Source organism: Thioclava atlantica, assembly GCF_000737065.1.
Lineage (GTDB): Bacteria > Pseudomonadota > Alphaproteobacteria > Rhodobacterales > Rhodobacteraceae > Thioclava > Thioclava atlantica.
On sequence record NZ_AQRC01000006.1, the window covers coordinates 199,240 to 223,945 of the forward strand.

Annotated in this window: 23 protein-coding genes; 13 read left to right on the forward strand and 10 right to left on the reverse strand. The window is 66.4% G+C overall.

The window, feature by feature from the left end:
* Window positions 1-79: 79 nt before the first annotated feature.
* Window positions 80-1,843, forward strand: coding sequence for an autotransporter assembly complex protein TamA (locus tag DW2_RS09700; protein WP_238321302.1), 1,764 nt, complete (start codon window positions 80-82; stop codon window positions 1,841-1,843).
* Window positions 1,843-5,451, forward strand: a complete 3,609-nt coding sequence (locus tag DW2_RS09705; RefSeq protein ID WP_038145819.1) for a translocation/assembly module TamB domain-containing protein — start codon at window positions 1,843-1,845, stop codon at window positions 5,449-5,451. The genes DW2_RS09700 and DW2_RS09705 overlap by 1 nt, the downstream gene beginning before the upstream one ends.
* 40 nt (window positions 5,452-5,491) lie before the next feature.
* Here the strand turns inward: DW2_RS09705 and DW2_RS09710 are convergent, their stop codons facing one another.
* Window positions 5,492-6,337 (reverse strand): YihY/virulence factor BrkB family protein, encoded by an 846-nt coding sequence (locus DW2_RS09710; RefSeq protein ID WP_038145820.1) that lies wholly within the window; start codon window positions 6,335-6,337, stop codon window positions 5,492-5,494.
* A 102-nt stretch (window positions 6,338-6,439) separates the two neighbouring features.
* On the opposite strand from DW2_RS09710, the gene mgrA reads away from it, so the two are divergent.
* Complete coding sequence (gene mgrA, locus DW2_RS09715) at window positions 6,440-7,471, forward strand: L-glyceraldehyde 3-phosphate reductase (protein WP_038145821.1); 1,032 nt, start codon at window positions 6,440-6,442, stop codon at window positions 7,469-7,471.
* Between the two features lie 74 nt (window positions 7,472-7,545).
* Here mgrA and DW2_RS09720 read toward each other — a convergent pair whose 3' ends face one another.
* Window positions 7,546-8,343, reverse strand: coding sequence for a response regulator (locus DW2_RS09720; RefSeq protein ID WP_038145823.1), 798 nt, complete (start codon window positions 8,341-8,343; stop codon window positions 7,546-7,548).
* A gap of 100 nt (window positions 8,344-8,443) precedes the next feature.
* Here DW2_RS09720 and DW2_RS09725 point away from each other — a divergent pair, with 100 nt between their 5' ends.
* From DW2_RS09725 to DW2_RS09740, 4 genes are all read left to right on the forward strand, one after another.
* Window positions 8,444-8,590 carry a NepR family anti-sigma factor gene (locus DW2_RS09725; protein WP_038145921.1) on the forward strand — a complete coding sequence of 49 codons (147 nt, stop codon included), beginning with the start codon at window positions 8,444-8,446 and terminating at the stop codon, window positions 8,588-8,590.
* Entirely contained in the window at window positions 8,587-9,168 is a 582-nt protein-coding gene (locus DW2_RS09730; protein WP_038145824.1) for an RNA polymerase sigma factor, read from the forward strand. Before DW2_RS09725 ends, DW2_RS09730 begins: the two co-directional genes overlap by 4 nt.
* Window positions 9,165-11,012, forward strand: a complete 1,848-nt coding sequence (locus DW2_RS09735) for a sensor histidine kinase (protein WP_238321303.1) — start codon at window positions 9,165-9,167, stop codon at window positions 11,010-11,012. Before DW2_RS09730 ends, DW2_RS09735 begins: the two co-directional genes overlap by 4 nt.
* Window positions 11,013-11,077: 65 nt before the next feature.
* Window positions 11,078-12,646, forward strand: coding sequence for a phospholipase D family protein (locus tag DW2_RS09740; RefSeq protein WP_051855788.1), 1,569 nt, complete (start codon window positions 11,078-11,080; stop codon window positions 12,644-12,646).
* Window positions 12,647-12,649: 3 nt separating this feature from the next.
* Here the strand turns inward: DW2_RS09740 and DW2_RS09745 are convergent, their stop codons facing one another.
* The 4 genes from DW2_RS09745 to DW2_RS09760 all read right to left on the reverse strand — a co-directional run bounded on the left by DW2_RS09745 (window position 12,650) and on the right by DW2_RS09760 (window position 15,654).
* A complete protein-coding gene (locus DW2_RS09745) occupies window positions 12,650-13,693 on the reverse strand; it encodes an AI-2E family transporter (RefSeq protein WP_051855789.1) in 1,044 nt (347 codons plus the stop codon).
* A 201-nt stretch (window positions 13,694-13,894) separates the two neighbouring features.
* Window positions 13,895-14,932, reverse strand: coding sequence for a hypothetical protein (locus tag DW2_RS09750; RefSeq protein ID WP_038145826.1), 1,038 nt, complete (start codon window positions 14,930-14,932; stop codon window positions 13,895-13,897).
* Complete coding sequence (locus DW2_RS09755) at window positions 14,929-15,348, reverse strand: phage holin family protein (RefSeq protein WP_038145829.1); 420 nt, start codon at window positions 15,346-15,348, stop codon at window positions 14,929-14,931. The genes DW2_RS09750 and DW2_RS09755 overlap by 4 nt, the downstream gene beginning before the upstream one ends.
* Before the next feature lie 108 nt (window positions 15,349-15,456).
* Window positions 15,457-15,654, reverse strand: a complete 198-nt coding sequence (locus DW2_RS09760) for a PLDc N-terminal domain-containing protein (RefSeq protein WP_038145929.1) — start codon at window positions 15,652-15,654, stop codon at window positions 15,457-15,459.
* Between the two features lie 196 nt (window positions 15,655-15,850).
* On the opposite strand from DW2_RS09760, the gene DW2_RS19370 reads away from it, so the two are divergent.
* Window positions 15,851-16,024 (forward strand): DUF1328 domain-containing protein, encoded by a 174-nt coding sequence (locus DW2_RS19370; RefSeq protein ID WP_038145831.1) that lies wholly within the window; start codon window positions 15,851-15,853, stop codon window positions 16,022-16,024.
* Window positions 16,025-16,082: 58 nt separating this feature from the next.
* Here DW2_RS19370 and DW2_RS09770 read toward each other — a convergent pair whose 3' ends face one another.
* Genes DW2_RS09770 through DW2_RS09785 form a run of 4 tightly spaced genes read right to left on the reverse strand, consistent with a single transcriptional unit; the run spans window position 16,083 to window position 19,726 of the window.
* Window positions 16,083-17,219, reverse strand: a complete 1,137-nt coding sequence (locus DW2_RS09770) for an ABC transporter permease (protein WP_038145832.1) — start codon at window positions 17,217-17,219, stop codon at window positions 16,083-16,085.
* Window positions 17,216-18,136, reverse strand: coding sequence for an ABC transporter ATP-binding protein (locus tag DW2_RS09775; RefSeq protein WP_038145835.1), 921 nt, complete (start codon window positions 18,134-18,136; stop codon window positions 17,216-17,218). The genes DW2_RS09770 and DW2_RS09775 overlap by 4 nt, the downstream gene beginning before the upstream one ends.
* Complete coding sequence (locus DW2_RS09780; protein WP_038145837.1) at window positions 18,129-19,076, reverse strand: HlyD family secretion protein; 948 nt, start codon at window positions 19,074-19,076, stop codon at window positions 18,129-18,131. Before DW2_RS09780 ends, DW2_RS09775 begins: the two co-directional genes overlap by 8 nt.
* Window positions 19,073-19,726, reverse strand: coding sequence for a CerR family C-terminal domain-containing protein (locus DW2_RS09785; protein WP_038145839.1), 654 nt, complete (start codon window positions 19,724-19,726; stop codon window positions 19,073-19,075). The genes DW2_RS09780 and DW2_RS09785 overlap by 4 nt, the downstream gene beginning before the upstream one ends.
* 118 nt (window positions 19,727-19,844) lie before the next feature.
* Between DW2_RS09785 and DW2_RS09790 the strand changes: the two genes are divergently transcribed.
* From DW2_RS09790 to DW2_RS09810, 5 genes are all read left to right on the forward strand, one after another.
* Window positions 19,845-20,780, forward strand: coding sequence for a MurR/RpiR family transcriptional regulator (locus DW2_RS09790; protein ID WP_162178895.1), 936 nt, complete (start codon window positions 19,845-19,847; stop codon window positions 20,778-20,780).
* Window positions 20,781-20,897: 117 nt separating this feature from the next.
* Entirely contained in the window at window positions 20,898-21,965 is a 1,068-nt protein-coding gene (locus tag DW2_RS09795) for an extracellular solute-binding protein (protein WP_038145841.1), read from the forward strand.
* A gap of 47 nt (window positions 21,966-22,012) precedes the next feature.
* Entirely contained in the window at window positions 22,013-23,077 is a 1,065-nt protein-coding gene (locus DW2_RS09800) for an ABC transporter ATP-binding protein (protein WP_038145842.1), read from the forward strand.
* On the forward strand, window positions 23,074-23,925 hold the full coding sequence (locus DW2_RS09805) for an ABC transporter permease (protein WP_038145845.1): 852 nt from the start codon (window positions 23,074-23,076) through the stop codon (window positions 23,923-23,925). Before DW2_RS09800 ends, DW2_RS09805 begins: the two co-directional genes overlap by 4 nt.
* Before the next feature lies 1 nt (window position 23,926).
* The gene (locus tag DW2_RS09810) at window positions 23,927-24,703 is read left to right on the forward strand and encodes an ABC transporter permease (protein WP_038145847.1); all 777 of its coding nucleotides are present in this window, start codon (window positions 23,927-23,929) and stop codon (window positions 24,701-24,703) included.
* The last annotated feature ends 3 nt before the right edge of the window (window positions 24,704-24,706 follow it).

Sequence of the window (24,706 nt, forward strand, 5' to 3'; positions counted from 1 at the left end):
TTTCCAGCAGAACTGCGAGGTTGAGAGCACCGATCCGGGGGTGCGAAAGATGGGATTATACCACACGAGGATTCTTGCATTGAGCGTCGCGCTGGCGGGGGTCGCAGCCCCGGCCTCCGAGGCCTATCAGCTCGATCTTCGGATGCCCGGCGCCTCCTCCGATCTGCAATCCGTGCTCAAGGGCGCCTCGCTCCTGGTGCAGGAGGCTTCCGCCGAGGGCAAGGACGGACAGGACGTGCTCGCGAGTGCGCGCGCCGATTACAACCGGATCGTCTCGGCGCTGTTTTCCGAAGGGTATTATTCCGGCGTCGTCTCGATCCGGCTCGACGGGCGCGAGGCCGCTTCGATCCCGCCGCTCGACGCGCCCGCCTCGGTCTCGAGGGTGACCGTCTCGATCCAATCCGGTCCGAAATTCCATTTCTCCCGCGCGGCGGTCGCCCCGGTCGCGCCGGGCACCAAGCTGCCGGAGGGTTACGCCAAGGGCGCGGTCGCGAAATCGGGCGTCATCGTCGAGGCGGCGGATGCCGCGACCTCCGGCTGGCAGGATGTGGGCCACGCCAAGGCGCAGGTCGCCTCGCAGAACATCGTCGCCGATCACCGGGCGAGCGTGCTGTCCTCGGAGATCGGGATCGATCCGGGCCCGCTCGTCACCTTCGGCAGGCTCGAGACCGAGGGCAACAAGCGTCTGCGCACCAAGCGTCTGCGCGAGATGGCGGGTTTTCCCGCGGGCGAACGCTACGATCCGAAGAAGCTCGACAAGATGCAGGCGCGCCTGCGCCGCACCGGGATCTTCAGCTCGGTTTCGGTGACCGAGGCGCAGGCCGTCAATCCCGATGACAGCCTCGACTTCACCCTCTCCGTGGTCGAGCAGAAGCCGCGCAAGATCGGCTTCGGCGCGGAACTGAGCAGCGATGCCGGGCTGGGCCTGTCGGGCTACTGGCTGCATCGCAACCTGCTCGGCGGCGGCGAGCGGCTGCGCGTCGACAGCGCGGTGAGCGGCATCGGCGGCACGACCGGCGGGGTGGATTATTCGCTCGGGGCGCGGCTCGAACGCCCGGCCACCTTCAATCCCGACACGTCCGCCTATCTCGAGACCGAGCTGAGCCGGAAGGACGAGGTCGATTACGAGCAGAACGCCTTCGATATCGGCTTCGGCGTGAGCCGGATCTTCTCCGACAAGCTGACCGCCGATCTCGCGATCAAATACGGCGTCTCGCGGGTGACCGACAGTTCGGGCACGACCTTCTTCCGCCAGGTCTACCTGCCGGGCACCGTCACCTGGGACGGTCGCGACAACAAGCTCGACGCGACCGACGGATATTACGCGCAGGTCGGGTTCACGCCCTTCGTGGGCCTGGGCGGCGATACCGGGACCGGGGCGCAGCTGACCGGCGATCTGCGCGCCTATCGCGGCTTCGGGGCGAATGACCGTTTCGTTCTCGCCGGGCGGCTGCAACTGGGGCGGGTCTTCGGCTCCACGCTGGAGGAGACGCCGCGCGACTATCTGTTCTATTCGGGCGGCGGCGGCACGGTGCGCGGCCAGCCCTATCAGTCGCTCGGGGTTCAGGTGCTCAATGGCGGCACGCTGAAGACCGGCGGCACGGAATTCGTCGGCCTCTCGGGCGAGGCTCGCTTCGGCATCACCGACACGATCGGCGCGGTGGCCTTCTACGATTACGGCTATGTCGCGGGCGGCGGCGAGAGCGGTTCGCAGGCGGGCGCCGGTCTGGGGCTGCGCTACAAGACCGGGATCGGCCCGATCCGGCTCGATGTCGGCTTCCCGGTCAAGGGCGATACCGGCAGCGGCGCGCAGATCTATCTCGGTATCGGGCAGGCTTTCTGATGAAACGTATCGCGATCCTTCTTGCCTTCTGCCTGACGCCGCTGATCGCGAGCGCGCAGGACAGCTCCGTTCCCGCGCAGACCGGCGCCGGTGCCGCGACGACCGCGCAGAGCGAGCGCGACCGCTCCTATCTGACGGGGCTGATCGAGGATAACCTCTCGGGGGCGGGCCGCACGGTGCGGCTCGACGGTTTCGCGGGGGCCCTGAGTTCGCGCGCGACCTTCACCCAGCTCACCATCGCTGACGACCAGGGCGCCTGGCTCACGATCAAGAACGGCGCGATCAAGTGGAACCGCGCCGCGCTTCTGACCGGCAAGATCGAGATCGACGAGCTTTCGGCGGAGGAGATCGACCTGCCGCGCCTGCCCTCGGCGCAGGCCAGCGCGGGCGCGCCCAGCCCCGAGGCGAAACCCTTCTCGCTGCCCGAGCTGCCGGTTTCGGTGAATATCGGGAAGATCGAGGCGAAGACCGTCAGGCTCGGCGCTCCGATCCTCGGCGAGGCGGCCGTGGTCAAGGTCTCGGGCTCGATGTCGCTCGCGGGCGGGGAGGGCAAGGCCAAGCTCGCCATCACCCGCACCGATGGCAAGAAGGGGACCTTCTCGCTCAACGCCTCCTATGCGAACAGCACCAAGCAGCTTGCGCTCGACCTGCTCGTCGACGAGGGCAAGGACGGGATCATCGTCAAGCGCATCGGGCTGCCCGGCAATCCCGCGATGACCCTCGCGGTCTCGGGCAGCGGCCCGATCAGCGATTTCACCGCCGATGTCGTCCTGAGCACCGATGGCGCGCAGCGCCTCGCCGGTCAGGTCGCGGTGATGGAGAAGGCGCCGAAGGGGTCGCCCGAAGGCACGCCGCCGCAGACGACGTTCTCGGCGGCGCTGGGCGGGGACGTGACGCCGCTCCTGCCGCCCGAATATCGCGAGTTCTTCGGCAAGGAAGTGGCCTTCGTCGCCGAGGGCTCCCGCACCGCCTCGGGTCAGACGATCCTGAAATCGCTCGACCTGAGATCGCGCGCGCTGCAGCTTTCGGGCTCGGCCGAGATCGGCGCGGCGGGGCTTCCCACCAAGTTCGACCTGACCGGGCAACTCGGTCTGGGCGACGGGCAGGAGGTTCTGCTGCCGGTATCCGGGCCGAAGACCTGGGTCACCTCGGGCACGATCAAGCTCGCCTATGACCAGAGCACCGGCGACGGATGGAAACTCGACGGCACGCTCGACGGGCTGCGCCGCGAGGACGGAACGAAACTGCTCACCGCGAACCTGTTGGGGTCGGGCCGGATCCGGCAGGGCTCCCCGCCCGGACTCGGCGGCACGGTCGTTCTGGGGCTGAACGGTCTCGAACTGGCCGATCCCGCGCTTTCGGAGGCGGTCGGTCCCTTCGCCACCGCGAAGGCGGTCTTCTCCTGGCAGAAGGACCAGCCGCTGCGGCTGTCGCAGCTCTCGCTTGTCGGGCGCGATTACCGTGCCGACGCCAACCTCACGCTCGACGACCTGACCAAGGGCGTGACGATCCGCGGCGACGCGAAAGTCGCGCAGTCGGATCTGACGCGGATCTCGGGGCTCGTGGGGCGCGCGCTTTCGGGCCAGGCCCAGGCGCAGGTCTCGGGGCGCTACACGATCCTCACCGGCGCCTTCGACGCCAAGCTCGCGGTGACCGGACAGGATATCACGCTCGATCAGCCGCAGGCCGATGCCGCGCTCAAGGGGCGTTCCGAGATCAAGCTCGCGGCGCGGCGCGACGAAACCGGGCTGACGATCGACGCGCTCGACGTGGCGACGCGCGCGGGTACCGCCCATGCCGAGGGCACGCTGTCGAGCGATAACGGCACGCTCACCGCCGATCTCTCGGCGAAGGATCTCTCGATCCTCGGCGGCGGCTATCGCGGATCGCTCGACGCCAAGGCCAAGCTGACCCGTGCGGGAGACAGCTACGCGCTGCAACTCGACGGGACCGGGCGGTCGCTCGGGATCGGCCAGGCCGAGGCCGACCGGGTGCTGGCGGGCAAGACCGATCTTTCGCTCCTGGCCGATTACGTCGATGGCAAGGTGCGGCTGCAGGATCTGAGCCTGAAGAACCCGCAGCTCGACGTCTCCGCGAAAGGCGAGGCGGAAGGGGAGAGCCGCAAGATCAGTCTCGATGCGCGCCTTGCCAACGCCGCGCTGATCGCGCCGGGTTTCCCCGGTCCGGTCACGGTGTCGGGCACGGTGAGCGATGACGGCAAGGGTTACATGCTCGATCTCGCGGGCAGCGGGCCGGGCGGCACCGATGCGAAGGTCACGGGCCGTGTCGCGCCCGATTTCGGCGATACCGATCTCGCGATCACCGGCAGCGCGCAGACCGCGCTCGTCAACGCCTTCATCGCGCCGCGCTCGCTGCAGGGGCCGCTGAGCTTCGATCTGCGGATGCAGGGCACGCCGGGGCTCGCGGCGCTCTCGGGCACGGTGCGCGCGCAGGGCACCAGGATCGTCGCGCCCAATCTCGGGATGGTGCTGGAGAATGTCGATACGCAGGTGCAGCTCGCCTCCGGCACCGCGCAGCTTTCGCTCACGGGGCAGCTCGGTTCGGGGGGCACGGTTTCGGTGAGCGGACCGGTCGCCCTGAGCACGCCCTATAACGGGACCCTGACGGTGCAGCTCGACCGGGCGCGGCTGCGCGATCCCGAGCTCTATGACACCCGCGCCTCCGGCACGATCACGATGGACGGGCCGCTTGCGGGCGGGGCGACGATTTCGGGGCGGATCACGCTCGCCGATACCGAACTGCGCGTGCCCTCCAGCGGGGTCGGCGGCGGAGCCTCGGTGCCCGACGGCATCCAGCATGTGGGCGAGAGCGCCGCGGTGCACGAGACCCTCAAGCGCGCCAGCCTGCTCTCGAACGGAAGCACGAACGGGGCGCCTGCGACGGCGGGCCCGGCCTATCCGCTCGACCTGACCATCGCGTCCGAACGCGGGATCTTCGTGCGCGGCCGCGGCCTCGACGCGGAGCTGGGCGGCAGCCTGCGCGTCGCCGGCACCACCGCCAACGTGATCCCGATCGGCCAGTTCAATCTGGTGCGCGGTCGGCTCGACATCCTCGGCCAGCGCTTCACCCTCGATCGCGGGCAGATCGCGCTGCAGGGCGCGCTGACCCCGTGGATCTCCTTCGCGGCGACGACGACGCAGGGCGAGTACACGATCACGATCGGCATCGAGGGCCGCGCGAGCGAACCGCAGGTGACCTTCTCCTCGGCGCCGGACCTGCCGCAGGACGAGGTGATCTCGCGGCTGATCTTCGGGCGTAGCCTCGACAAGCTCTCGCCGTTCCAGGCGGCGCAGCTCGCCTCGGCGGTCGCGACGCTCGCGGGCAAGGGCGGCGAGGGGATCATCGGCAATCTGCGGAAGAATTTCGGCCTCGACGATCTCGACGTCACGACCGACGCCTCGGGACAGACCCAGCTCAAGGCGGGGAAATATCTGTCGGAAAACCTCTATACCGACGTGACGGTGAGCGGCGACGGGACCTCGAAGATCGATCTCAATCTCGACCTGAACAAGAACCTCACCGCGCGCGGCTCGGTGAGTTCGGACGGCAAGAGCGGGATCGGCCTCTTCTACGAGCGCAATTATTGATTAGCTGCGCTTATCTGCGTCGCGGGCAGATAAGCGTGGCTTATTCGGTGACGGGGCGGCGGCGGCGTCCGCGGCGGTGGGCGGCGATCTCGGCATTGAAGGCGGCGCCCAGAAGCACCGAGAAGGCGCTCACATACAGCCAGAACAACAGCGCGATCACGGCCCCGATCGAGCCGTAGACCTTGTTGTAGTTTCCGAAATTCGCGAGGTAGTAGGTCAGCGCGAGCGAGCTCAGCCCCCAGACCGCCGCGGCGAGCACTGCGCCGAGGGTGAAGATCGGATCGCGATGCGGCGCGGTGTTGGGCCCGTATCGGTAGAGGATCCCGAGCGCGGTCAGCATCAGCAACAGCATCGCGCCCCAGGGCAGGCCCGAAAGCAGGATGCTGGTATATTCGTGGAAGGGCAGGAAATTGACCGCGATCGGTACGATCACGATCGTCGCCAGCGCGGCGAGCATCACGCCCACCAGCGCGATCGTCATCAGGTAACCCATCACGAAGCTCCAGATCGTCGCGCGGGGCTGCGTGCCGTGGATCACGTTCAGGCTGAGAACGAGCGCGGCCACGCCCGCGCGCGCCGAAAGCAGCGTCACCAGCGCCGAGATGAAGACGCCGAGTCCGATCGAGGGACGCGGGCCGATCAGCCAGCCCTGGATCTGGTCGTTGAGAAGCGCATAGGCCGAGGGCGGGATGAAATTGGCCGCGACATTGAGGTATTCGCGGATCACGGCGGGATCGGCAAAGGCGCTCCAGATCGCGATGGTGGCGGAGACGCCGGGAAAGATCGCGAGCATCGCGTAGAAGGCCACGCCGGCCGAGGCGAGGGAAATGTTCGATTCCACCAGGCGCCCGAACAGCCCGATGCCGAATTTGAAGGTTCCGTTCACGCAAGATCTCCTTTGCGTCACCATCGCTCAGAGACCGGCCCCGCGCAACTTGCGCGTGGCGTGGGCTTGTGCTCTGTTCCCGCTAACATCAAGGAGGTGAGCATGTCCTATCAACCGGCCGCGGACCGTTATTCGCGGATGACCTATCGCTATTGCGGACGCTCGGGACTCAAGCTGCCCGCGGTCTCGCTGGGGCTTTGGCACAATTTCGGCCATGACACGCCGCATCAGGTGAAGCGCGACATCTGCCGCACCGCCTTCGATCACGGCATCACGCATTTCGACCTGGCCAACAATTACGGCCCGCCCCCCGGATCGGCGGAAGAGGCTTTCGGCGAGATCCTCCGCACCGATTTCGCGGGCTATCGCGACGAGCTGATCATCTCGTCCAAGGCCGGCTACGACATGTGGCCGGGGCCCTATGGCGAGTGGGGCAGCCGGAAATACCTGATCGCGTCCTGTGACCAGTCGCTCAAGCGGATGGGGCTCGATTACGTCGATATCTTCTATTCGCACCGTTTCGATCCGGAAACGCCGCTGGAGGAGACGATGGGGGCGCTCGAGCATATCTGGCGTTCGGGCAAGGCGCTCTATATCGGCATCTCGAGCTACAATTCCGAGCGCACCCGCGAGGCGGCGGCGATCCTCAAGGAGATGGGCGTGCCGCTTCTGATCCACCAGCCGAGCTACAACATGCTCAACCGCTGGGTCGAACGCGACGGGCTGAAGGAGACGCTCGCCGAGTTGGGCGTCGGTTCGATCGCCTTCACGCCGCTGGCGCAGGGGCTGCTGACGAAGAAATACCTGGGCGGTATCCCCGAAGGCTCGCGCGCGACGCAGGGCAAGTCGCTCGATCCGAACACGCTGACCGATGCGGCGATCGCGAAGATCCGCGCGCTCGACGCGATCGCGCAGAAACGGGGTCAGACGCTGGCGCAGATGGCGATCGCCTGGGTGCTGCGCAATGGCGGGATCACGACCGCGCTGATCGGGGCCTCGAAGCCCGAGCAGGTCGTCGATTGCGCCGGTGCGGTGGCCAATCTCGATTTCACCGACGAGGAACTGGCCGAGATCGACAGCCACGCGCAGGACGAGGCGATCAATCTCTGGGCGCGGTCGTCCGAAACCGAGTGACGGCCTCGAAGCGGAAAAGAAAAAAGCCCCGGCGACCAAATGGCGCCGGGGCTTTTGCGTGACGGGCGCCGGGCTCAGGCCGCGAGCGTCTCGGTCGAGGAGAAGAACATCGCCTGGCTGACCGCCGATTGCACCTGGCTCTCGGTATAGGGTTTGGTGATCAGGAAGGCGGGTTCGGGCCGCTCGCCGGTCAGGAGCCGCTCGGGGAAGGCGGTGATGAAGACCACGGGCAGGTCGTTGCCGAACTGCGCGAGAATGTCGTTCACCGCGTCGATGCCCGAGGAATTGTCGGCCAGCTGGATGTCGGCGAGAATCAGGTCGGGCTTGTCCTTCGCGGCCAGCTCGACCGCCTCGGCACGGGTGCGCGCCACGCCGGTGATGGTGTGGCCCATATCCTCGACGATGTTGCGGATATCCATCGCGATGATGGCCTCGTCCTCGATGATCATGATCTTGCCCGCGACCGAGGTCTCCATCTCGCGGATCGCGATGTCGATGAGTTCCTTCGCCTCTTCGGGGTCGACCTGCATGATCGCGCCGATCTCCTCGATGCGGAACCCTTCGATCGAATGGAGAAGCAGCGCCTCGCGCGTATTGGGCGTCAGGGCCGACATGTGGTCCTGCGCGCGGGCGGAAAGACGGTTGTCGGGTTCTCCCAGCGGAGATCCCGCGGAGGCCCAGACCAGGTGGAAGGCATGGAACAGAGCGACCTTGGGATCGTTGTTCTCGAAAGGTGTCGTATCTTCGAGGATCGCCTCGAGCGTCGCGGCCGCATAGCGGTCACCGCTGTCCTGATTGCCGGTCAGGGCGCGCGCGTAGCGGCGCAGGTATGGTAGGTTGGCCCCAATGGTGCCGGCGATGTCTTCGGACATGAAAACCCCCTTTTGACGTTTTTTCGGGAACCAAACGATCTGGTCCCGCGTTTGGTTCCGTGCAAAATACATGGGATCGGAAACCGGAATGTATAGTGACATGGCTGACGAAAAGTCCAAGGCCAGCATCCGAGAGCAGATCAACGAAAACCTCAAGCGGGTTTACGAACAGGCGCTTCAGGAAGAGGTCCCCGATCGGTTCAAGGAGCTTCTGGCTCAACTCAAAGAGAAGGAGGGCGGCAAATGACGACGCCCTCCGTCTCCAAACCCGTGCGCGACCCGCGCGAGGAGCTGCCCGAGCATCTGGGCGCTTTGCGGGCCTTCGCACTGTCGCTGACCCGGAATTCGGCTTCGGCCGATGATCTGGTGCAGGACACGATCGTCAAAGCCTGGTCGAATATCGAGAAGTTCGAGCGCGGGACCAACCTGCGCGCCTGGCTGTTCACGATCCTGCGCAACACATTCTATTCCGATCGCCGAAAACGGAAACGTGAAGTGGCCGATCCCGACGGGATCCACGCCGCGACGCTTTACGAGAAGCCGGCCCATGACGGGCGCCTCGCGATGTCCGACTTCGTGCGGGCCTTCGATCGCCTCAGCCCCGAACACCGCGAAGTGCTCACGCTGGTCGGCGCCTCGGGCTTCTCCTACGAGGAAGCCGCCGAGACGATGGGCGTCGCCGTCGGTACGGTGAAGAGCCGGGCGAACCGCGCACGGGCGCGTCTGGCGGAGATGCTCGGTTTGGAAGAGGGTGAGGACATCCTCGCCGGGGCGGACCGGAACTCGCTCGCTGTCATGGGCAAGTCCGGAGTCGCCGCCGCATGAATTCAGAGCCCGCGAAGGCGGCGGAAACCGAGACGGACGATCCGATGCCTCCGCCGCGTTCGCGGCGGGGCATTCTCGTCACGTTCCTTGATGGTCTTGGAGCGCGGCTCGCGGTGATGCTTGCGGTCGCGCTCTTTCCTTTGCTTCTGATCGCGATCCTGCAATCGGCGTCGGTGGTGCGCGAGGCGCAGGCCCGGTCCGAAGCCGCGCTGATGGGCGAGACGATGCGCGCGGTGGCGGGCGAGACCCGGGTGATCCAGCATGCGCAGGACGCCGCGCGGGTGCTCGCCAACACGGTGCAGCCGCTCGTCGTCAATTCCGATGCCTGCGCGGCCTGGATGAAGCAGATCGCCGGCGCGTTTCCCTATTTCTCGCTCGTCGCCTTCATTCCCGACAGCGGCAAGATGACCTGCTCGAACACGGGCAAGGCCTATGATTTCAGCGGCGAGGACATCTTCAAGCGGATCTCCGACTCGAAGACGATGACGTTCTTCGTCAATCGCGACGCGCCGGTCTCGGGGACATCGGTGCTCGGGATCGCGGAGCCGGTCTACAACAATCGCGGCATCCATATCGGCGTGATCTCGATCTCGATCCCGCATACCCAGTTGTCGCTGGCCGAAGACGGTCCGAAAGTGGCCGCCGACCGTCCGCTCGTGATCATGACCTTCGACAACGAGGGAACGATCCTCACCTCCTCCGACGGGCTGGGCAACACGCAGGCGCATCTGCCCGCGGACCGGTCCCTCAAGCTGCTTGCAGGCGCGGGGGCGGTGACCTTCTCGGGGATGTCGAACAGCGGCAATGACCGGGTCTATTCGGTGGTCGAACTGGTGCCCGACGAGCTTTACGCGCTCGGGAGCTGGCCCGCGCAGGAAGCCTCTGCGCTCAGCCCCTTCGCGGATGTCTCGCCGATCCTCTTCCCCGCGCTGATGTGGGCGGCGAGCCTGCTGGTCGCCTATTTCGCGATGCGCAAACTGGTGATCGGGCATGTGCGCAAGCTGTCGCGGGCCATCACGAGTTTCGCCACCGGCAGCCGGATCGTCGGCACGTTCGAATTCGCCGCCGCGCCGCGCGAGATCCGCGATCTCGCCGAGGCCTATGACCGGATGACCGAGACGATCCTGCATGACGAGGCGGAACTGGAGGATATGGTTCATCACAAGGAGGTGCTGCTGCGCGAGGTGCATCACCGGGTGAAGAACAACCTCCAGCTCATCGCGTCGATCATCAACATGCAGATGCGGCAGGCGCGCACGCCCGAGGCCAAGGGCTTGATGAAGAGCCTCCAGGAGCGGGTGATCAGTCTCGCGACCATCCACCGCGGCCTGTACCAGACCTCGGGCCTGACCGATATTCGCGCCCGCGAACTGTTGCCCGACATCGTGCGCCAGATCACGCGGCTCGCGACCGGGCCCGGGCGCCATATCGCGGTGGATTGCCATGTCGACGACATCCATCTGACCCCGGATCAGGCGGTGCCGCTGTCGCTCCTGCTGACCGAGGCGATGACCAATGCGATGAAATACGCCTCCGCGCGGGACGGCGCGCCGAAACTCGAGATCAGCCTGCGGGCGCTCGAGGGGATGCAGGCGCGGCTCCATGTGACCAACACCGTCGACCCGGACGCGCCGCGCTCGGATGCGGCGGTGGACGGGACGGGACTCGGCTCTCAGCTGGTGAATGCCTTCGTGCAACAGCTCAGCGGACAACTCACGATTGACGCTCAGGAAACCGAATACAGCCTGCAGGCGGACTTTGTCCTACGACCGCTCGTCGAGAGCGAATTGCGCCACGAGGAGAGGTTGAAATCGCAACAAAGAGAAACAGTTTCCAGAGGATAACGCTTTGCACTTCGTCGCCGTGACGGGGCGCGGGAGGAACAGAAACACTTGACGATGCAGGCCGTATGGAACGGTTGAAAAGAGCAGGAATTCGCGCGGAGAGCAGGGTCAGATCGCTACTGACAGCCGCAGAGGCCTACCCTGCGCTCGAGAATGCATTTCTCGACGCGCGACAGAGTATCCATGCCTCGTTCCGGATCTTCGATCCGCAAACGAAGCTGCGTTCGCCGCGTGGGCGGGAGATCGGTCGGACCTGGTTCGACCTGCTCCTGCATGTGCTCAAGCGCGGCGTCGAGGTCCGGATCGACCTGTGCGATTTCGACCCCTGCGCGCGGCCCGAGATGCATCGTCAGACGTGGTCCTCGATCCGGATGCTCTGCGCGGCGCGCGAACTGGCTGGGCCGAAGGCGCGGCTCCGGTCGCGGGCCCTGATGCATCCGGCGCAATCGGGTCTGGTTCCGCGGATCGGTTTCTGGCCGCTCGTCTGGCGCAAGCTCGGGTCTCACGCGCAATGGCTCAACGACATGACGGAAGCGCAGCGCCGTGCGGCGTTGCGCGACATGCCCGGGCTCGCCGAGTATCTCGAGCTGCGCGGGGATGGAGCGGTGGGGCGCAAGTTCGGGCGGCTGCCGCGGCTCTTCCCCGCGACCCATCACCAGAAGCTCGCGGTCTTCGACGGCAAGCAGCTCTATATCGGCGGACTCGATCTGGACGAGCGGCGCTACGACACCCCGCGTCACGAGCGCGACAGCAGCGAGACCTGGCACGATCTGCAACTGATGATCACCGGGCCGATCGTGCGCGAGGCCAAGGCCCATCTGGAGAATTTCCACGAATGCTGCGCGGGGACGGCCGAGGCCGAACCGCCGCGCAGGCTGTTGCGTACGCTGTCGCGCGCCCGTCCGGTCGCCGGTTTTCATATCGGGCCGAGGGCCTACCGCTCCGAAATCGAGAGCGCCCATGAGATGCTGATCGCGCGCGCGCGGCAGATGATCTATCTCGAGACGCAGTATTTCCGGTCGCGCTCGCTGGCGCGCCATCTCGCACGGGCGGCGCAGGCGAATCCGCGTCTGGGGCTGATCCTGATGCTGCCCTCGTCGCCCGAGGAACTGGCCTTCGCCGACAAGATCACGCCGGAAGTGCGCTATGGCGAATTTCTTCAGGCCCGCGCGATCGAGACGCTGATGGAAGGGTTCGGCAGCCGGCTCTTCGTGGGATGCCCGGCCCAGCCGCGGTCTTTGCGCCCCGCCGAGGATGGCGATGGCCGGACCCGTGGCGCGCCGCTGGTCTATGTCCATGCGAAGGTTTCGATCTTCGATGACGAGGCGGCGCTGGTGAGCTCGGCCAATCTCAACGGACGGTCGCTGCGCTGGGACAGCGAGGCGGGGGTCTATCTGCGCCGGACCGACGGGATCGAGGCGTTGCGCCACCGGGTGATGCGGCACTGGCTGCCCGACGAGGCGGAGGAAGCGTTCTTCGATCCGACGCGCGCGGTCTCGGCCTGGGCGGAACTGGCGCGCGCTAATGCGAGCCAGCCCCCCGAGGAGCGGCGCGGCTTCATCATGCCCTATCCGCTCGAGGCGTCGAAAAAGGTGGGGCGGCGTCTGCCGTTCATCCCGGAAGAGATGGTCTGAACCTCAATCCGTGTCCGTGCGCGGCTTGCGCTCGGGCAGGCTGTCGGTCAGGACCAGCGCCCAGAGCAGCAGCGGGATCGCGACCACGCCACCGAGCGGCCCCCAGAGCCAGATCCCGAAAGTCAGCGACAGGAAGACCAGAAGCGGGTTGAGACGCATCTGCCGACCGATCGCGGCGGGGGTGACGAACTGCCCCTCGGTGCTGTTGAGCGCGACATAGATCAGCGGCGGCAGGATCACCCGGACCCCGTCGAAGGCGGCCACACCGGCGAAGGTGAGGGCAACCACGAGCACCGCCGGTCCGAGATAGAGAATGTAGTTGATCAGGAAGGCAACCACGCCCCAGAGCGGCGCATTGGGCAGCCCGATCACCTGCATGGCGACCCCCACGAGGAAGCCGAGCCCTGCATTGACCACGGTGATCGTCAGGAAATAATGCGACACCCGCGTCTCGGCATGGCGCAGCCGGTTCGCCGTCGCGCCGCGTTGCGAGGGTTCGGCGAGATGCTTGGCGATCCAGCTGTAGATCTCGGGCCGCGAGAGCTGGAAGAAGAACAGCGTGCCGATGAAGATCAGCGCCTGCGCGATCAGGGCAGGCGCGAGCATCACGATATCGGTCGCATCGGGCATCGCGTTCTTGTCGGAGGTTTTTTCCTTCGCGACATCGGCAGCGGGGGTGATCGCCTTGCTAACCTGATCGGAAGCGTCCTGGATGCCCTGGATCATGTGGCGCATCTCGACCACGGTCGAGCGCATGTCCTGGATGGCCTTGGGCGCCTGCCGGGCGAGTTCGCTCACGACAGGCTGGACCACGAGGACCACCAATGCGGCCACCATCAGAGAAATGAGAAGTGAGGTAAGCGCCCCCCAGACAGGCGCGTACCCGCGTTTCTCCCAAGCATCGGATATTGGCGAAAGCACGATGCCGACCACCAGCGCAAGCGTGACGGGGGCGAAGAGGCTTTCCACCTGCTCGAGCGCGGCGACGACGACGACGGTTGCGATCACGATCACCGCGGCGCGCGAGAGGGTCTCCAGGCGTTGCATTGTGAGAAATCAGTCTCCCGATGGTATCCGCCCAACAACGTCAGCCAGGATGCTTTGTTCCGGCGCGCGGCGCAGTTTATGCGTGGTGGTGTCGCTTTTTCGCGGCGACCGGATCGGGTCGCGCCACAGGATGCTTTTCGGCTAGATGCACAAAGGCCGGGCGCGTTGCCCGGCCTTTGCAGCTTTCCTTCAGGGACCGCGTCAGTGCGGGAAGGCACCGTTCGGGTCGCGCTGCGGCTTGGTCGGGGTGTCCCGCTCGCGCAGGCGCGTTCCGACATCCTTGAGCGCGCGATTGGCCTCGTCGGCAAGCTGCCGGGCGAGCCGTTCAGCCAGATCCTGTCCCGCCGACATCGCCTGATCGGAGATGTCGCGCGCGGTGTTGCGCGCCTCGTCACGCGCGGTCTGGGCGACCGAACGGGCAGTGCGCTTCACCTCGTCGGAGACCTCGCCCGCCATTTTCCGGGCGCGGCCCTTCTCTTCGGCATAGAGGCTGCGCGCCTCGTCGAGCAGGCGGTTCGCCCGCGGGCCCAACCGGCTGCGATTGAGCTCGGGTTTGGGCAGCGCGTTGACCAGCGCGGCGCCGATAGCGATGCCGAGCGCGGTGGCGATCAGCGGGTGATCCTTGATCATCTGGCTGCCGCTGGCGCTCGCCTTGGCGGCCTGATCCTGGATCCTCATGCGCGCCGAATAGGCGGCTTCGCGGGCGCGGACGATCCGCTCGCGGGCTTCCTCGTTCAGCTCGCCCAGCCCCGAGGCCAGCGAGGTGCGCATGTCCGAGACGAAGCGCGACATCACGTCGGCGCGCTCCTTCACGAAATCGCGCGAGCTGTCGGTCTGCTCGGCGGCGTCGATCTCGAGGCGATTGAGTTCGTCGGTCGCGGTCTCGCGCAGCTCGTCGATCTCGTCGATCCACTCGTCGGACACCGCGTCCTCGGTCATCAGCAGCGGATCGCTCGCACCGGCTTCGGGTTGGGCCTCCGGCTCGGAGGAGCGACGGCTCCCGAGCACCAGCCAGGCAAGCCCCGCCCCGGCGAGGGCAAAGGCGACCGGGTTCGCGCGCACGGCTTCCTCGGCGCGCTTGGCGGCGGGGCGTGCATATTCCTTGAGCAGCTGCGACACCTGGTCGGACAGGTAGTCGGGTGCGATCCGACCGGTGAGATCGGCGAGCGTGGAGGCGAGATCGGCTCGATCCGCACGCAGACGGTTTTCGATTTCCTTGATCGTCGTCTTCTCGGTCATTTCAAGCTCTCCTTGAGGGTCCGCGCATCGGCGGACAGGTTTTCCTTGATCCTGCTCGGGGGGCGGGACACCCGGCGCACCAGCGAAATCGCCACCAGTGCAAGGATGATGCCGAGGATCGCCAGCACGCCGCCGACGATCAGCGTCGCGGGGCCCTGTGCGATCCCGGCCCATTCGAGCCCGAGAACCGCCGATTGCGTCAGCGGCCCGATCGCGCCGAGGCCGAGGATGAGCGCCAGACCGGCGAGGATCACCGCGTTGCGCAGGAGCGCCGCGCGATGCAACGCCTCGGCGCGCAGAAGATCGGCCTCGGCACGGGCGATTTCGCGAGCGTGATCCACCACCTTGCTCAGCAGGTCGGTGACCGTCCCGTGGTGGTCACGGGCATGGTCGTGGGTGGAATCGTCCTCGCTCATCATCTTCTCCCGAAGCAAGATGCGGCAGGTGCCGCACGTCTGTCCCCTCAACGCGGCCGGGAGGCGGCGGTTCCTCCCCGCGCCCCGGCCGTTCGCTCTCCCTGATCGCTACCGTTTCACCGCGCGCGGCCCCGCGATCAGCCAGATCAGGAAGCCGAGCAGCGGCAGCAGGAAGACCAGAAGCACCCAGAGCACTTTCGACCCGGTCTCCCGGTCGGAATTCACGATCGAGACCAGCGCCCAGATATCGAGCGCCAGCAGGATGAGGCCCCAGAAGCCGTTCAGCCCAAACATCCCAGAATGCATCATGTTACCCTCTCCGAATCCGTTCGAATATGCTCGCGGTCAACGTTACGCCCGCAAGGGGCGTCCGGCCAATGGCCCAATTGGAAGCGCGTATTTCCGCCGGGTCAAGGAACCACGCGACGCGCTGCGACGTTTCATGGTCAGAAGGCGCAGGAAGCTGCGCAGTTGTCGTAAACCAGATTCGAAGGAGATAGCCATGCTCGGTTGGGCTCTTACGTTCCTCATCATCGCGCTCATCGCTGCGGCGCTCGGCTTCGGCGGTATCGCGGGCGCTTCGGCCGGGATCGCGCAGATCCTGTTCGTGGTCTTCCTGATCCTGTTCGTGATCGCCATGGTGGCGCGCGCCGTTCGCGGCAAGCCGCCGGTCTGATCGCCGGACACCGACGAGATAATCTTCAGCGGGCCGCTCCTTCGGGGGCGGCCCGTTTTCAATCCAGGGTGCGCCGGAAGCGGCTCAGCGCGAGAAGCGCGAAGATCAGCACGAAGACCGCCATCATCCAGAGCGGCCCCGCCACATCGGCCGGTCCCGCCCCCTTCAGCATCACGCCGCGGATCATCCGCAGGAAATGCGTCAGCGGCAGCGTCTCGCCGAGATATTGCGCCCAGCCCGGCATCCCGCGGAAGGGAAACATGAACCCCGAGAGCAGGATCGAGGGCAGGAAGTAGAATATCGTCACCTGCATCGCCTGCATCTGCGTGCGCACGACGCTGGAGATCAGGTAACCGAGGATGACGAGCGACATCACGAAGAGCAGGATCCCGGCGAAGAGCAGCCAGATGCTGCCCACGAAGGGGACGTGAAAGATCACCCGCGCGGCGCCCAGCACGACCAGAACCTGCACCGCGCCGACGCCGAAATAGGGCAGCACCTTGGCCAGCATGATCTCGAGCGGCGAGACCGGCATCGAAAGCAGGTTCTCCATCGTGCCGCGTTCGGTCTCGCGCGTGAGCGCCATCGCGGTCATCATCACCATCGTCATCTGCAAGATCACCCCAAGGAGCCCCGGCACGATATTGAACTGCGTCAGGCCTTCGGGGTTGTAGCGCTTGTGCACGACCACCTGAAGCTCGCGCGCGGCGCGGGCCTTGGCGTCCCATTCCTGCCCGGTGGCGCGCAGGACCGCGTCCGAGGCGACCGCTCCGAGCGTCGAGATCGCGCCCGAGGCCGCGGCCGGGTCGGTCGCGTCGGCCTCGATCAGGATCTGCGGATGATCGCCGCGCTCGATGCGCTCGCCCAGATCGGAGGGCACGGTGACGACGAAAACCACCTTGCCCGAGGCGATCAGCCGGGCCGCCTCGCCGGGCGTCGCATCGGGATAGGTGAAATCGTAATAGCCCGTCATCTCGAGCGCGGTGACCATCGCGCGGGTATATTTGTCCTGATCGGCGGCGACGAGGGCGGCGGGCAGGTGTTTCGGATCGCTGTTGATCGCGAAGCCGAAGAGCAGCAGTTGCATCAGCGGCACGCCGAGCATCATCGCGAAGGTGAGCCGGTCGCGGCGCATCTGGATCGCTTCCTTGCGGATCAGGGTCAGCAGCCGGCCGAGGGAGAAGATGCGTCTCATTCCATGTTGTCCTGCGCTTCGCCCATGAGCTGGATGAACACGTCCTCGAGGCTCGTCTCGGCCGGGCAGGCCTCGCTGCCGGTGGCGTGGGCGGCCTCGGTGACGGAGGCCTCCAGTTCGACCCTGTTCCGGCCGATCACGTGCAGATCGACGCCATAGGGCGCGACCTGATCGACGCCCGGTTTGCCGCGCAGGAGGCGCTGCGCCTCGGCGAGGCGGGGCCCCTTGAGCACGAAGGTCGAAAGCCCCGCATCGCGCACCACCTCGGGCACGGTGCCGCGGGTGATCAGCTTGCCATAGGCGATGTAGTTGATCCGGTGGCAGCGCTCGGCCTCGTCCATGTAATGGGTCGAGACGAGCACGGTGAGCCCGTCGGCCGCGCGCTGGTGGATCTCGTCCCAGAACTCGCGGCGGGCCTTGGGATCGACCCCGGCGGTCGGCTCGTCGAGCATCAGGAGCTGGGGGCGGTGCATGATGCAGGCGGCGAGCGCGAGGCGCTGTTTCCAGCCGCCCGAGAGCGAGCCTGCGAGCTGGCGCCGCCGCGAGGTCAGCCCCAGATCGGCCAGCGTGTCGCGCACCGCCTTGCGGCCGAGCCCGTAGATGCCCGCGACGAAGGCCAGGTTCTCCTCGATGCTCAGATCCTCGTAGAAACTGAAGCGCTGGGTCATGTAGCCGACCTCGCGCTTGATCGCGGGGCCTTCGTGGCGGATGTCGTGGCCGAGCACGCGGCCCTCGCCGTCATCGACGCGCAGCAAGCCGCACATCATCCGGATCGTCGTCGTCTTGCCCGAGCCGTTCGGGCCGAGAAAGCCCGCGATCTCGCCGCGCTTCACCTCGAGCGAGACGTGATCGACCACCATCTTGTCGCCGAAGCTCTTGGTGAGGTTGGTGACCTCGATCGCGTTTTCCTCAGCCATCGTTGCCCGCCCGGCTCACGTCCACGATCTGCCCCGGCTTGAGCGATCCGGCGCGGTCGGGGCGGGCTTCGACGAGATAGACGAGCTTTTGCCGGTTCTGCAGCGAATAGATCACCGGCGGGGTGAATTCGGGCCCGTCGGCGATATAGGTGACGGTCGCGGTCAACCCGTCGCCGCAGCCGTCGCAATTCACCGCGAGCTTGTCGCCGATCTCGAGGCTGGAAAGGCTCTGTTCCGGCAGGAACAGGCTCAGTTTCACCGCATCGTCGGGCAGGATCGAGAGCACGGGCGCGGACGGCGAGGCGATCTCGCCGGCACGGTGGATGACGTTCGAGACGATCCCGTCCGCGGGGGCATGCAGGTCGCGTTTCTCGAGGACCCAGCGGGCCTTTTCGAGATCGGCCTCGCCCGAGCGTACCGTGGCCTGCGCGGCGGCGATCTGCTGGGGGCGGGCGGGGAGTTTCGCGACGTCGAGATTGGCTTTCGCTTCCGCCACCCGCGCCTGCGCGACCTCGAGGGCGGTGCGCGCGTCGTCGAGCTGGGTCGGGGTCGCGGCCCCGCGCTCGACCAGTTTTGCGGTGCGTTCCACCGCGCGCTGCGCTTCGTCGGCCTGCGCGCGGGCGGAGGCGAGCGTCGCCTCGATCACCGCGATTTCTTCCGGGCGCTTGCCTTCACGCAGGTTCGCCAACTCGCTCTGGGCCCGGGCTACGGCCGCCTCGGCCTGGGCCACGGCGATCTTCGCGTCTCTCTTCTCGAGTGTCGCGACGATCTCGCCGGCGGTGACACGATCGCCACGTTTCACGCCGAGCGTCTCGATCTGGGCGGTGGTGACGGGCGAGATCAGGACGTAGTCCCCCTCGACATAACCCGTGGCGAGCGGGGCGGGTGCGGCGCAGGCGGCGAGCAGTCCGGAGAGGATCGGGATCGCGCACAGGATCATGGGACAGCCCTCCGGGCCTGGGCGAGCATCGCATCGAGGTTGCCCGCAAGTGTCTGGTAGATTTCCTCGGCCTCTCGCGGACCGAGCTCGGTCCAGCCCATGCGCCGCGAGACGATATCGGCGCCGAGGCGAAAATAGAGAAGCTGGCCGAACACGGAGAAGACGCGCAGCTTCGTCGCGCCGTCCTCTGCCGGTTCCCCGGTGGCGATCGACCAGAGGCGGCAGAGGCGTTGATGCATATGCGCCAGGAACGTGTCGTAGAAAGCGGCGCTGATCTCGGTGTTCTCGGTGATTTCCCGCACCATGAAATTCACCATCGGCCGCGATTTCGCGTCGGCGAGGACGCGCAGGACCATCGCGCGCAGGATCGCTTTCATCGCCTCTCTCGCGGCGTCGGGGGAGAGCGCGTCGGGATCGGGAAGCGTCCCGATCGCCGCGCGCAGCCGGCGCACGAATTCCTCGGCGCAGGCGCGCCGCAACGCCTCCTTGCCGCCGAAATGATAGGAGATCGAGGCGACATTGGTGCCCGCCCGCTCGGCCAGTTCGCGCGTCGAGGTGGCCGCGAAGCCCTTGGTGCCGAACAGCGCCATGCCGGCATCGATGAGCGCCAGCGCAGTGCCTTCGGGGGCGGGGGGATCCTGAGTCGTCATGCAAAAAATATTCAAACAAACGTTTGATTGAGTCAAGGCCCCGCGCGCTGAACTTCGCCTTGCAAAGACGGCGGGCTTGGCGGAAGACTTGAAAGGATTGGAAAAAGGCGAGGTTGGCGTGAGCGAAGCGGGCGACGCGACAGGGGACACGGGCGAGAACGACGATCCCATAGATCTGCGGATCATGGCCGTCTTCCCCGAACTGACCCCGAGCGAGAAACGGCTCGCCGAGGTCGTTCTGGAGGCGCAATCCTCGCTCTCGAGCTACACCGCCTCGGAACTGGCGGAACGGGCGGGGATCTCTTCGGCCACCGCCGCGCGGTTCTTCAAGCGGCTCGGTTACCGCAATTACAACGAGGCGCGGCTTCGCTCGCGCCGGACCCGGAGCTGGGGCTCTCCCCTGAGCGAGCTGAGCGGGGAGGGGGGCGCGGTCGCGGCCACCGGCAAGCTCGCCGATCACTTCGCGCAGGATGTCGAGAACTTCAATCGCAGCGCCGAGGTCCTGAGCGAGGCGGCGCTGGCCGAAGCGGTGAGACTACTCGCGCGGGCGGACCGGATCTGGGTTCTGGGCTATCGCAATTCGCGCGCGGTGGCGCTTTATGCGCGCGCGCTGCTGCTCAATCTCAAGCCCGAGGTGCAGCTTCTGCCGCATGAGGGCGTGTCGCTGGGCGAGGACGTGGCGGGGTTCGCGCCCGGAGATGTGCTCCTCGCGATCGGGTTGCGGCGGCGGCCGCGGGTTCTGGGGGAGGTTCTGGCGGTCGCGGCGGAGGTCGGCGTGCCCTCGATCCTGATCGGCGACCCGACGGTGGCGCAGACCGCGCGCCCGGCGAGCCTCGTGCTGCGCTGTCACAATCGCGGCCACGGGATCTTCGACAGCACCGTCGTGGCGATGAGCCTGGTGAACTACCTGTGCTCGAATCTGGTCGAGGCATTGGGGCCCGAAGTGCGCGAGCGCCTGGCCCGGATCGAGGATCTTCACACCCGATTCGACGATCTCGGACCGCCGCCCGAGGGAATCGAAGCGCTCGCGAATTCCGCAAAGTCCCGGAAATAACGCCGGAAAAATGGGCATTTCAGGAGTGAAAGAAAAATTTCATTGATTAGAGTTTCGTGAAAGGTATCTTTCCCGTGAGGGTGGTGTGCGCCATCTCATGCAGCGAAAGGAAATGCCATGGATCGCCGACTCTTCCTGAAATCTGCGCTCGCGGGCACCGCTCTGGGCGCTTTCGGCCCGGCCGGGCGGGCACTGGCCGCGACGGATCTTCTCTGGATGACCTGGGAGAACCTCGCCAAGGACGACTACCTTCAGCCCTTCCTCGACGGGTCCGACGTCGCACTGACCAAGACCTTCATCGGCACCGATGACGAGCAATTCGCGAAACTGCGCGCGGGCGGGGCCTCTTCGGTCGACCTGATCACGCCCGGTCTCGACAAGGTCTCCTATTACACCGCCTCGGACCTGCTTCAGCCGATCGACTTCGAGAAGGTGCCGAACGCCAATCTCCTCTACGACACGTTCAAGAAGACCGGCCTCGGCAAGGTGGACGGCCAGACCTACGGCATTCCCTTCTACTGGGGCATCAACCCGATCGTCTATCGCGCCGACCTGATGGACGAGGAGCCCGACTGGTCGGTCTTCTTCGAGGGCGACAAGTACAACGGCAAGCTCGCGATGCGCGACTATGCGCTCGAAGGGATCATGATCGCCGCGATGTATCTCGGGATCCCCCGCGACGAGATGTTCCAGATGGACGACAAGCAGCTCGCCGAGGTCAAGAAGGTCCTGATGATCCAGAAGAGCAAGCTGCGCACCTACTGGAACTCGATCGGGGATCTGACCAACCTGTTCGCGACCGGCGAGGTGGTCTGCGCCTTCTCCTGGGTGCCGCCCTATTACGACCTGAAGGAAAAGGGTCTCGACATGGGCATGGCCAAGCCCAAGCAGGGCGTGATCGGCTGGTGCGACACGATCGCGGTGCCCAAGGGCGTCGAGGGCGCGCGCCGCGACGCGGTGTTCGAACTGGTGAACTACCTGCTGGGCCCGACCTACGGCAAGAAGCTGGCCTATGGCGGCCCCTATGCGCAATCGACCTCGGCCGCGCGCGACGAGATCGACGCCGAGCAGCAGGAAAAGATCTTCATCAAGGATCTCTCGGTGATGGACAGCTTCGTCTGGAAGGAAAACCCGCCGCGCTACAACGACTGGGTCGCGCTGTGGAACGAAGTGAAGGCCAGCTGATCATGACAGAGGCAGGTTCGGGGCCGACAGGTGGGCAGGGGCGGCCGATGCCGCTCCTGCGCGCCCGCGCCCTGTGCAAGACTTACGGCACGGTGCAGGCGGTGCGGGGCGTGAATTTCCGGCTCGACGAGAATTCCTATGTCACGCTGCTCGGGCCCTCGGGCTGCGGAAAGACCTCGATCCTGCGGATGATCGGCGGGTTCGAGGAGGTCAGCTCCGGCCTGCTCGAACTGGACGGGGCGAAGCTCAACGATGTGGCGGCCAGCGCACGCCCGGTGAACACGGTGTTCCAGAGCTACGCGCTTTTCCCGCATCTGAGCGTGCTGGAAAATGTGGGCTTCGGTCTGCGTTACAAGGGGGTGGGCAGGGCTGCGATCCGCGAGAAGGCGCGCGCGGCGCTCGAGACCGTGCAGATGGGCGCGATGGCCGATCGCCGTCCGCGCCAGTTGTCGGGCGGGCAGCAGCAGCGCGTGGCGCTGGCCCGTGCGATCGTCAACGAACCGCGGCTTTTGTTGCTCGACGAGCCGCTTTCCGCGCTCGACCGGCGGATGCGCAAGGACATGCAGATCGAGCTGAAGGACCTGCAGCGCCGGCTGAAGATGACCTTCCTGCATGTCACCCACGATCAGGAGGAAGCCTTCGCGCTGTCGGACCGGATCGTCGTGATGCGCGACGGGATCATCGAACAGCAGGGTGCGCCGGATGCGATCTATCGCCGGCCCGAGACCGCCTATGTCGCCGATTTCATCGGGGGTGCGGCCTGCGTGCCGGGCAGGATCGCGTCGCAGGCGGCGGAGGGATACCGGATCGAGACCGCGCTCGGTCAATTCGCGGCGCCCGGCGTTGCGGGGCTGCGACCCGGGGCCGAGGCCGTGCTGTGTCTGCGCCCCGAACAGCTGCGCATCGACCCCGAGGGACCGATCGCGGCGCGCGTCACCCATGTCGTCTATCGCGGCGCGGAATGGCTGGTGGAGCTGGAGGCCGCAGGCGTGGCGCTGGCGCTCACCACCGCGCATGACGCGATCCCCGAGATCGGGGCCGATCTGCGCCTGGGGTTCGATCCGGCGCAGGTCTGGATCGCGCGGGCCGAAACCGGGGAGGCAGCGCAATGAGCGCGCGCGTGGGCACATATCTCGCGGCGCCGGTGATGGCCTTCCTGATCGCGCTCTGCGTGACGCCGCTCCTGATCCTCTTCGCCTACAGTTTCTTTCGCGTCGATTTCGTCGCGATCTCCTACGATCCCTCCTTCGCGAACTATGCCAAGATCGCGGGCTCCGCGACCTATCGCGGGCTGATCCTGAAAGCCTTCGGGTCGGGCGCGCTGGTGGCCGCGATCACCGCCGTGATCGGCTATCCGGTCGCATGGTTCATCGCCAAGCGCGCGGGCGCGATGAAATCGGCGCTGCTGACGCTCCTGCTGGTGCCGCTCTATTCCGGCGACCTCGTGCGGGTCTTCGCCTGGCGGGTGCTGCTGGGGGCGGAAGGCGTCATCAACCGCTCGCTGATCTGGGCGGGGGTGACCGATGCGCCGATCCAGGGGCTCCTGTTCTCGCCGCTCGCGACCCATATCGCGCTGACCTACAACTACCTTCCCTTCATGGTGATCGGGCTCTGGCTCGCCTTCGAGAGCCTCGACGATGCGTGGCTGGAAGCCGCCGCCGATCTGGGCGCCAAGGGGCCGAGCCGATTTGCGCGCGTCGTGTTGCCGCTGACCAGCCCCGGTCTGATCGCGGGCGGGCTGATGGTCTTCGTGATGGTGGTGGGCGATTATCTGACGCCGCAACTTCTGGGCGGGGCGTCGGGGATCACCGTGATCTCGGCGATCAACGACCTCTTCGGCACGGCCTTCGACTGGCCGCTGGGCTCGGCCATCGCCTGGACGATGCTGGCGATCCTGATGGCCTTCTTCGCGCTCGGTGCGGTGCTGATCCGCCGCTCCAGCCTTGTCGGGGGGGCGTGAGATGTCGCGCGCGGCCACATTCTGGGTCTGGGCGGTCTTCGCCTTCATGTATCTGCCGATCGCGATGATCGCGCTGTTCTCGCTCAACGATTCCAAGATCATGTCGCTGCCGTTCTCGGGCTTCACGCTGCACTGGTATGCCGATGTTCTGGGTGACGGGCGGTTGGGCGGCGGGTTTCTGACGACGCTCTCGGTGGCCTTCCTGGTCGCGATCTGCGCGACCGTGCTGGGCGCGCTCGCGGCGCTGGCGCTGAGCTTCTACCCGATGCGCGGGCGCGGGATCTTCACCGTGCTGCTGCTCGCGCCCTTCCTGATCCCCAAGCTGATCCTCGCGGTGGCGCAGCTGATCCTGTTCAACGAGGCCGGACTGCCGCGCAGCCTGCTGACCGTGATCGGCGCGCAGACGGTGATCGTGCTGCCCTTCTCGACGCTGGTGATCGCCTCGGTGCTGATCCGCATCGACCGGGGATTGCTGGAAGCCGCCGCCGATCTGGGGGCCTCGGGGCTCTCGGCCTTCCGCCGCGTGGTGCTGCCGCTGATGGCGAACGGGCTTCTGGCCTCCTGGGTCGTGGCCTTTGTCCTGTCGTCGTCGGAATACGTTCTGACCGCCTTCGTCTCGGGCCGTGCGCAACCGCTCTCGGTGCTCGTGGCCTCCGATTTCCGTTTCGCGCTGTCGCCCTCGCTCAACGCGCTCGCGGTGATGATCGTCTTCGGCAATATCGCCCTCGTGGCGCTGGCCGAGCTGATCCGCCGCCGCGCCGGACAGGCCAGGGGGTGAGCG

Coding starts and splice junctions, on each gene's coding strand:
- DW2_RS09705 (WP_038145819.1), top strand. CDS start 1,843: ATGAAACGTATCGCGATCCTTCTTGCCTTCTGCCTGACGCCGCTGATC.
- mgrA (WP_038145821.1), top strand. CDS start 6,440: ATGTCCTATCAACCGGCCGCGGACCGTTATTCGCGGATGACCTATCGC.
- DW2_RS09720 (WP_038145823.1), bottom strand. CDS start 8,343: ATGTCCGAAGACATCGCCGGCACCATTGGGGCCAACCTACCATACCTG.
- DW2_RS09725 (WP_038145921.1), top strand. CDS start 8,444: ATGGCTGACGAAAAGTCCAAGGCCAGCATCCGAGAGCAGATCAACGAA.
- DW2_RS09730 (WP_038145824.1), top strand. CDS start 8,587: ATGACGACGCCCTCCGTCTCCAAACCCGTGCGCGACCCGCGCGAGGAG.
- DW2_RS09735 (WP_238321303.1), top strand. CDS start 9,165: ATGAATTCAGAGCCCGCGAAGGCGGCGGAAACCGAGACGGACGATCCG.
- DW2_RS09740 (WP_051855788.1), top strand. CDS start 11,078: ATGGAACGGTTGAAAAGAGCAGGAATTCGCGCGGAGAGCAGGGTCAGA.
- DW2_RS09745 (WP_051855789.1), bottom strand. CDS start 13,693: ATGCAACGCCTGGAGACCCTCTCGCGCGCCGCGGTGATCGTGATCGCA.
- DW2_RS09750 (WP_038145826.1), bottom strand. CDS start 14,932: ATGACCGAGAAGACGACGATCAAGGAAATCGAAAACCGTCTGCGTGCG.
- DW2_RS09755 (WP_038145829.1), bottom strand. CDS start 15,348: ATGAGCGAGGACGATTCCACCCACGACCATGCCCGTGACCACCACGGG.
- DW2_RS09760 (WP_038145929.1), bottom strand. CDS start 15,654: ATGCATTCTGGGATGTTTGGGCTGAACGGCTTCTGGGGCCTCATCCTG.
- DW2_RS19370 (WP_038145831.1), top strand. CDS start 15,851: ATGCTCGGTTGGGCTCTTACGTTCCTCATCATCGCGCTCATCGCTGCG.
- DW2_RS09770 (WP_038145832.1), bottom strand. CDS start 17,219: ATGAGACGCATCTTCTCCCTCGGCCGGCTGCTGACCCTGATCCGCAAG.
- DW2_RS09775 (WP_038145835.1), bottom strand. CDS start 18,136: ATGGCTGAGGAAAACGCGATCGAGGTCACCAACCTCACCAAGAGCTTC.
- DW2_RS09780 (WP_038145837.1), bottom strand. CDS start 19,076: ATGATCCTGTGCGCGATCCCGATCCTCTCCGGACTGCTCGCCGCCTGC.
- DW2_RS09785 (WP_038145839.1), bottom strand. CDS start 19,726: ATGACGACTCAGGATCCCCCCGCCCCCGAAGGCACTGCGCTGGCGCTC.
- DW2_RS09795 (WP_038145841.1), top strand. CDS start 20,898: ATGGATCGCCGACTCTTCCTGAAATCTGCGCTCGCGGGCACCGCTCTG.
- DW2_RS09800 (WP_038145842.1), top strand. CDS start 22,013: ATGCCGCTCCTGCGCGCCCGCGCCCTGTGCAAGACTTACGGCACGGTG.
- DW2_RS09805 (WP_038145845.1), top strand. CDS start 23,074: ATGAGCGCGCGCGTGGGCACATATCTCGCGGCGCCGGTGATGGCCTTC.
- DW2_RS09810 (WP_038145847.1), top strand. CDS start 23,927: ATGTCGCGCGCGGCCACATTCTGGGTCTGGGCGGTCTTCGCCTTCATG.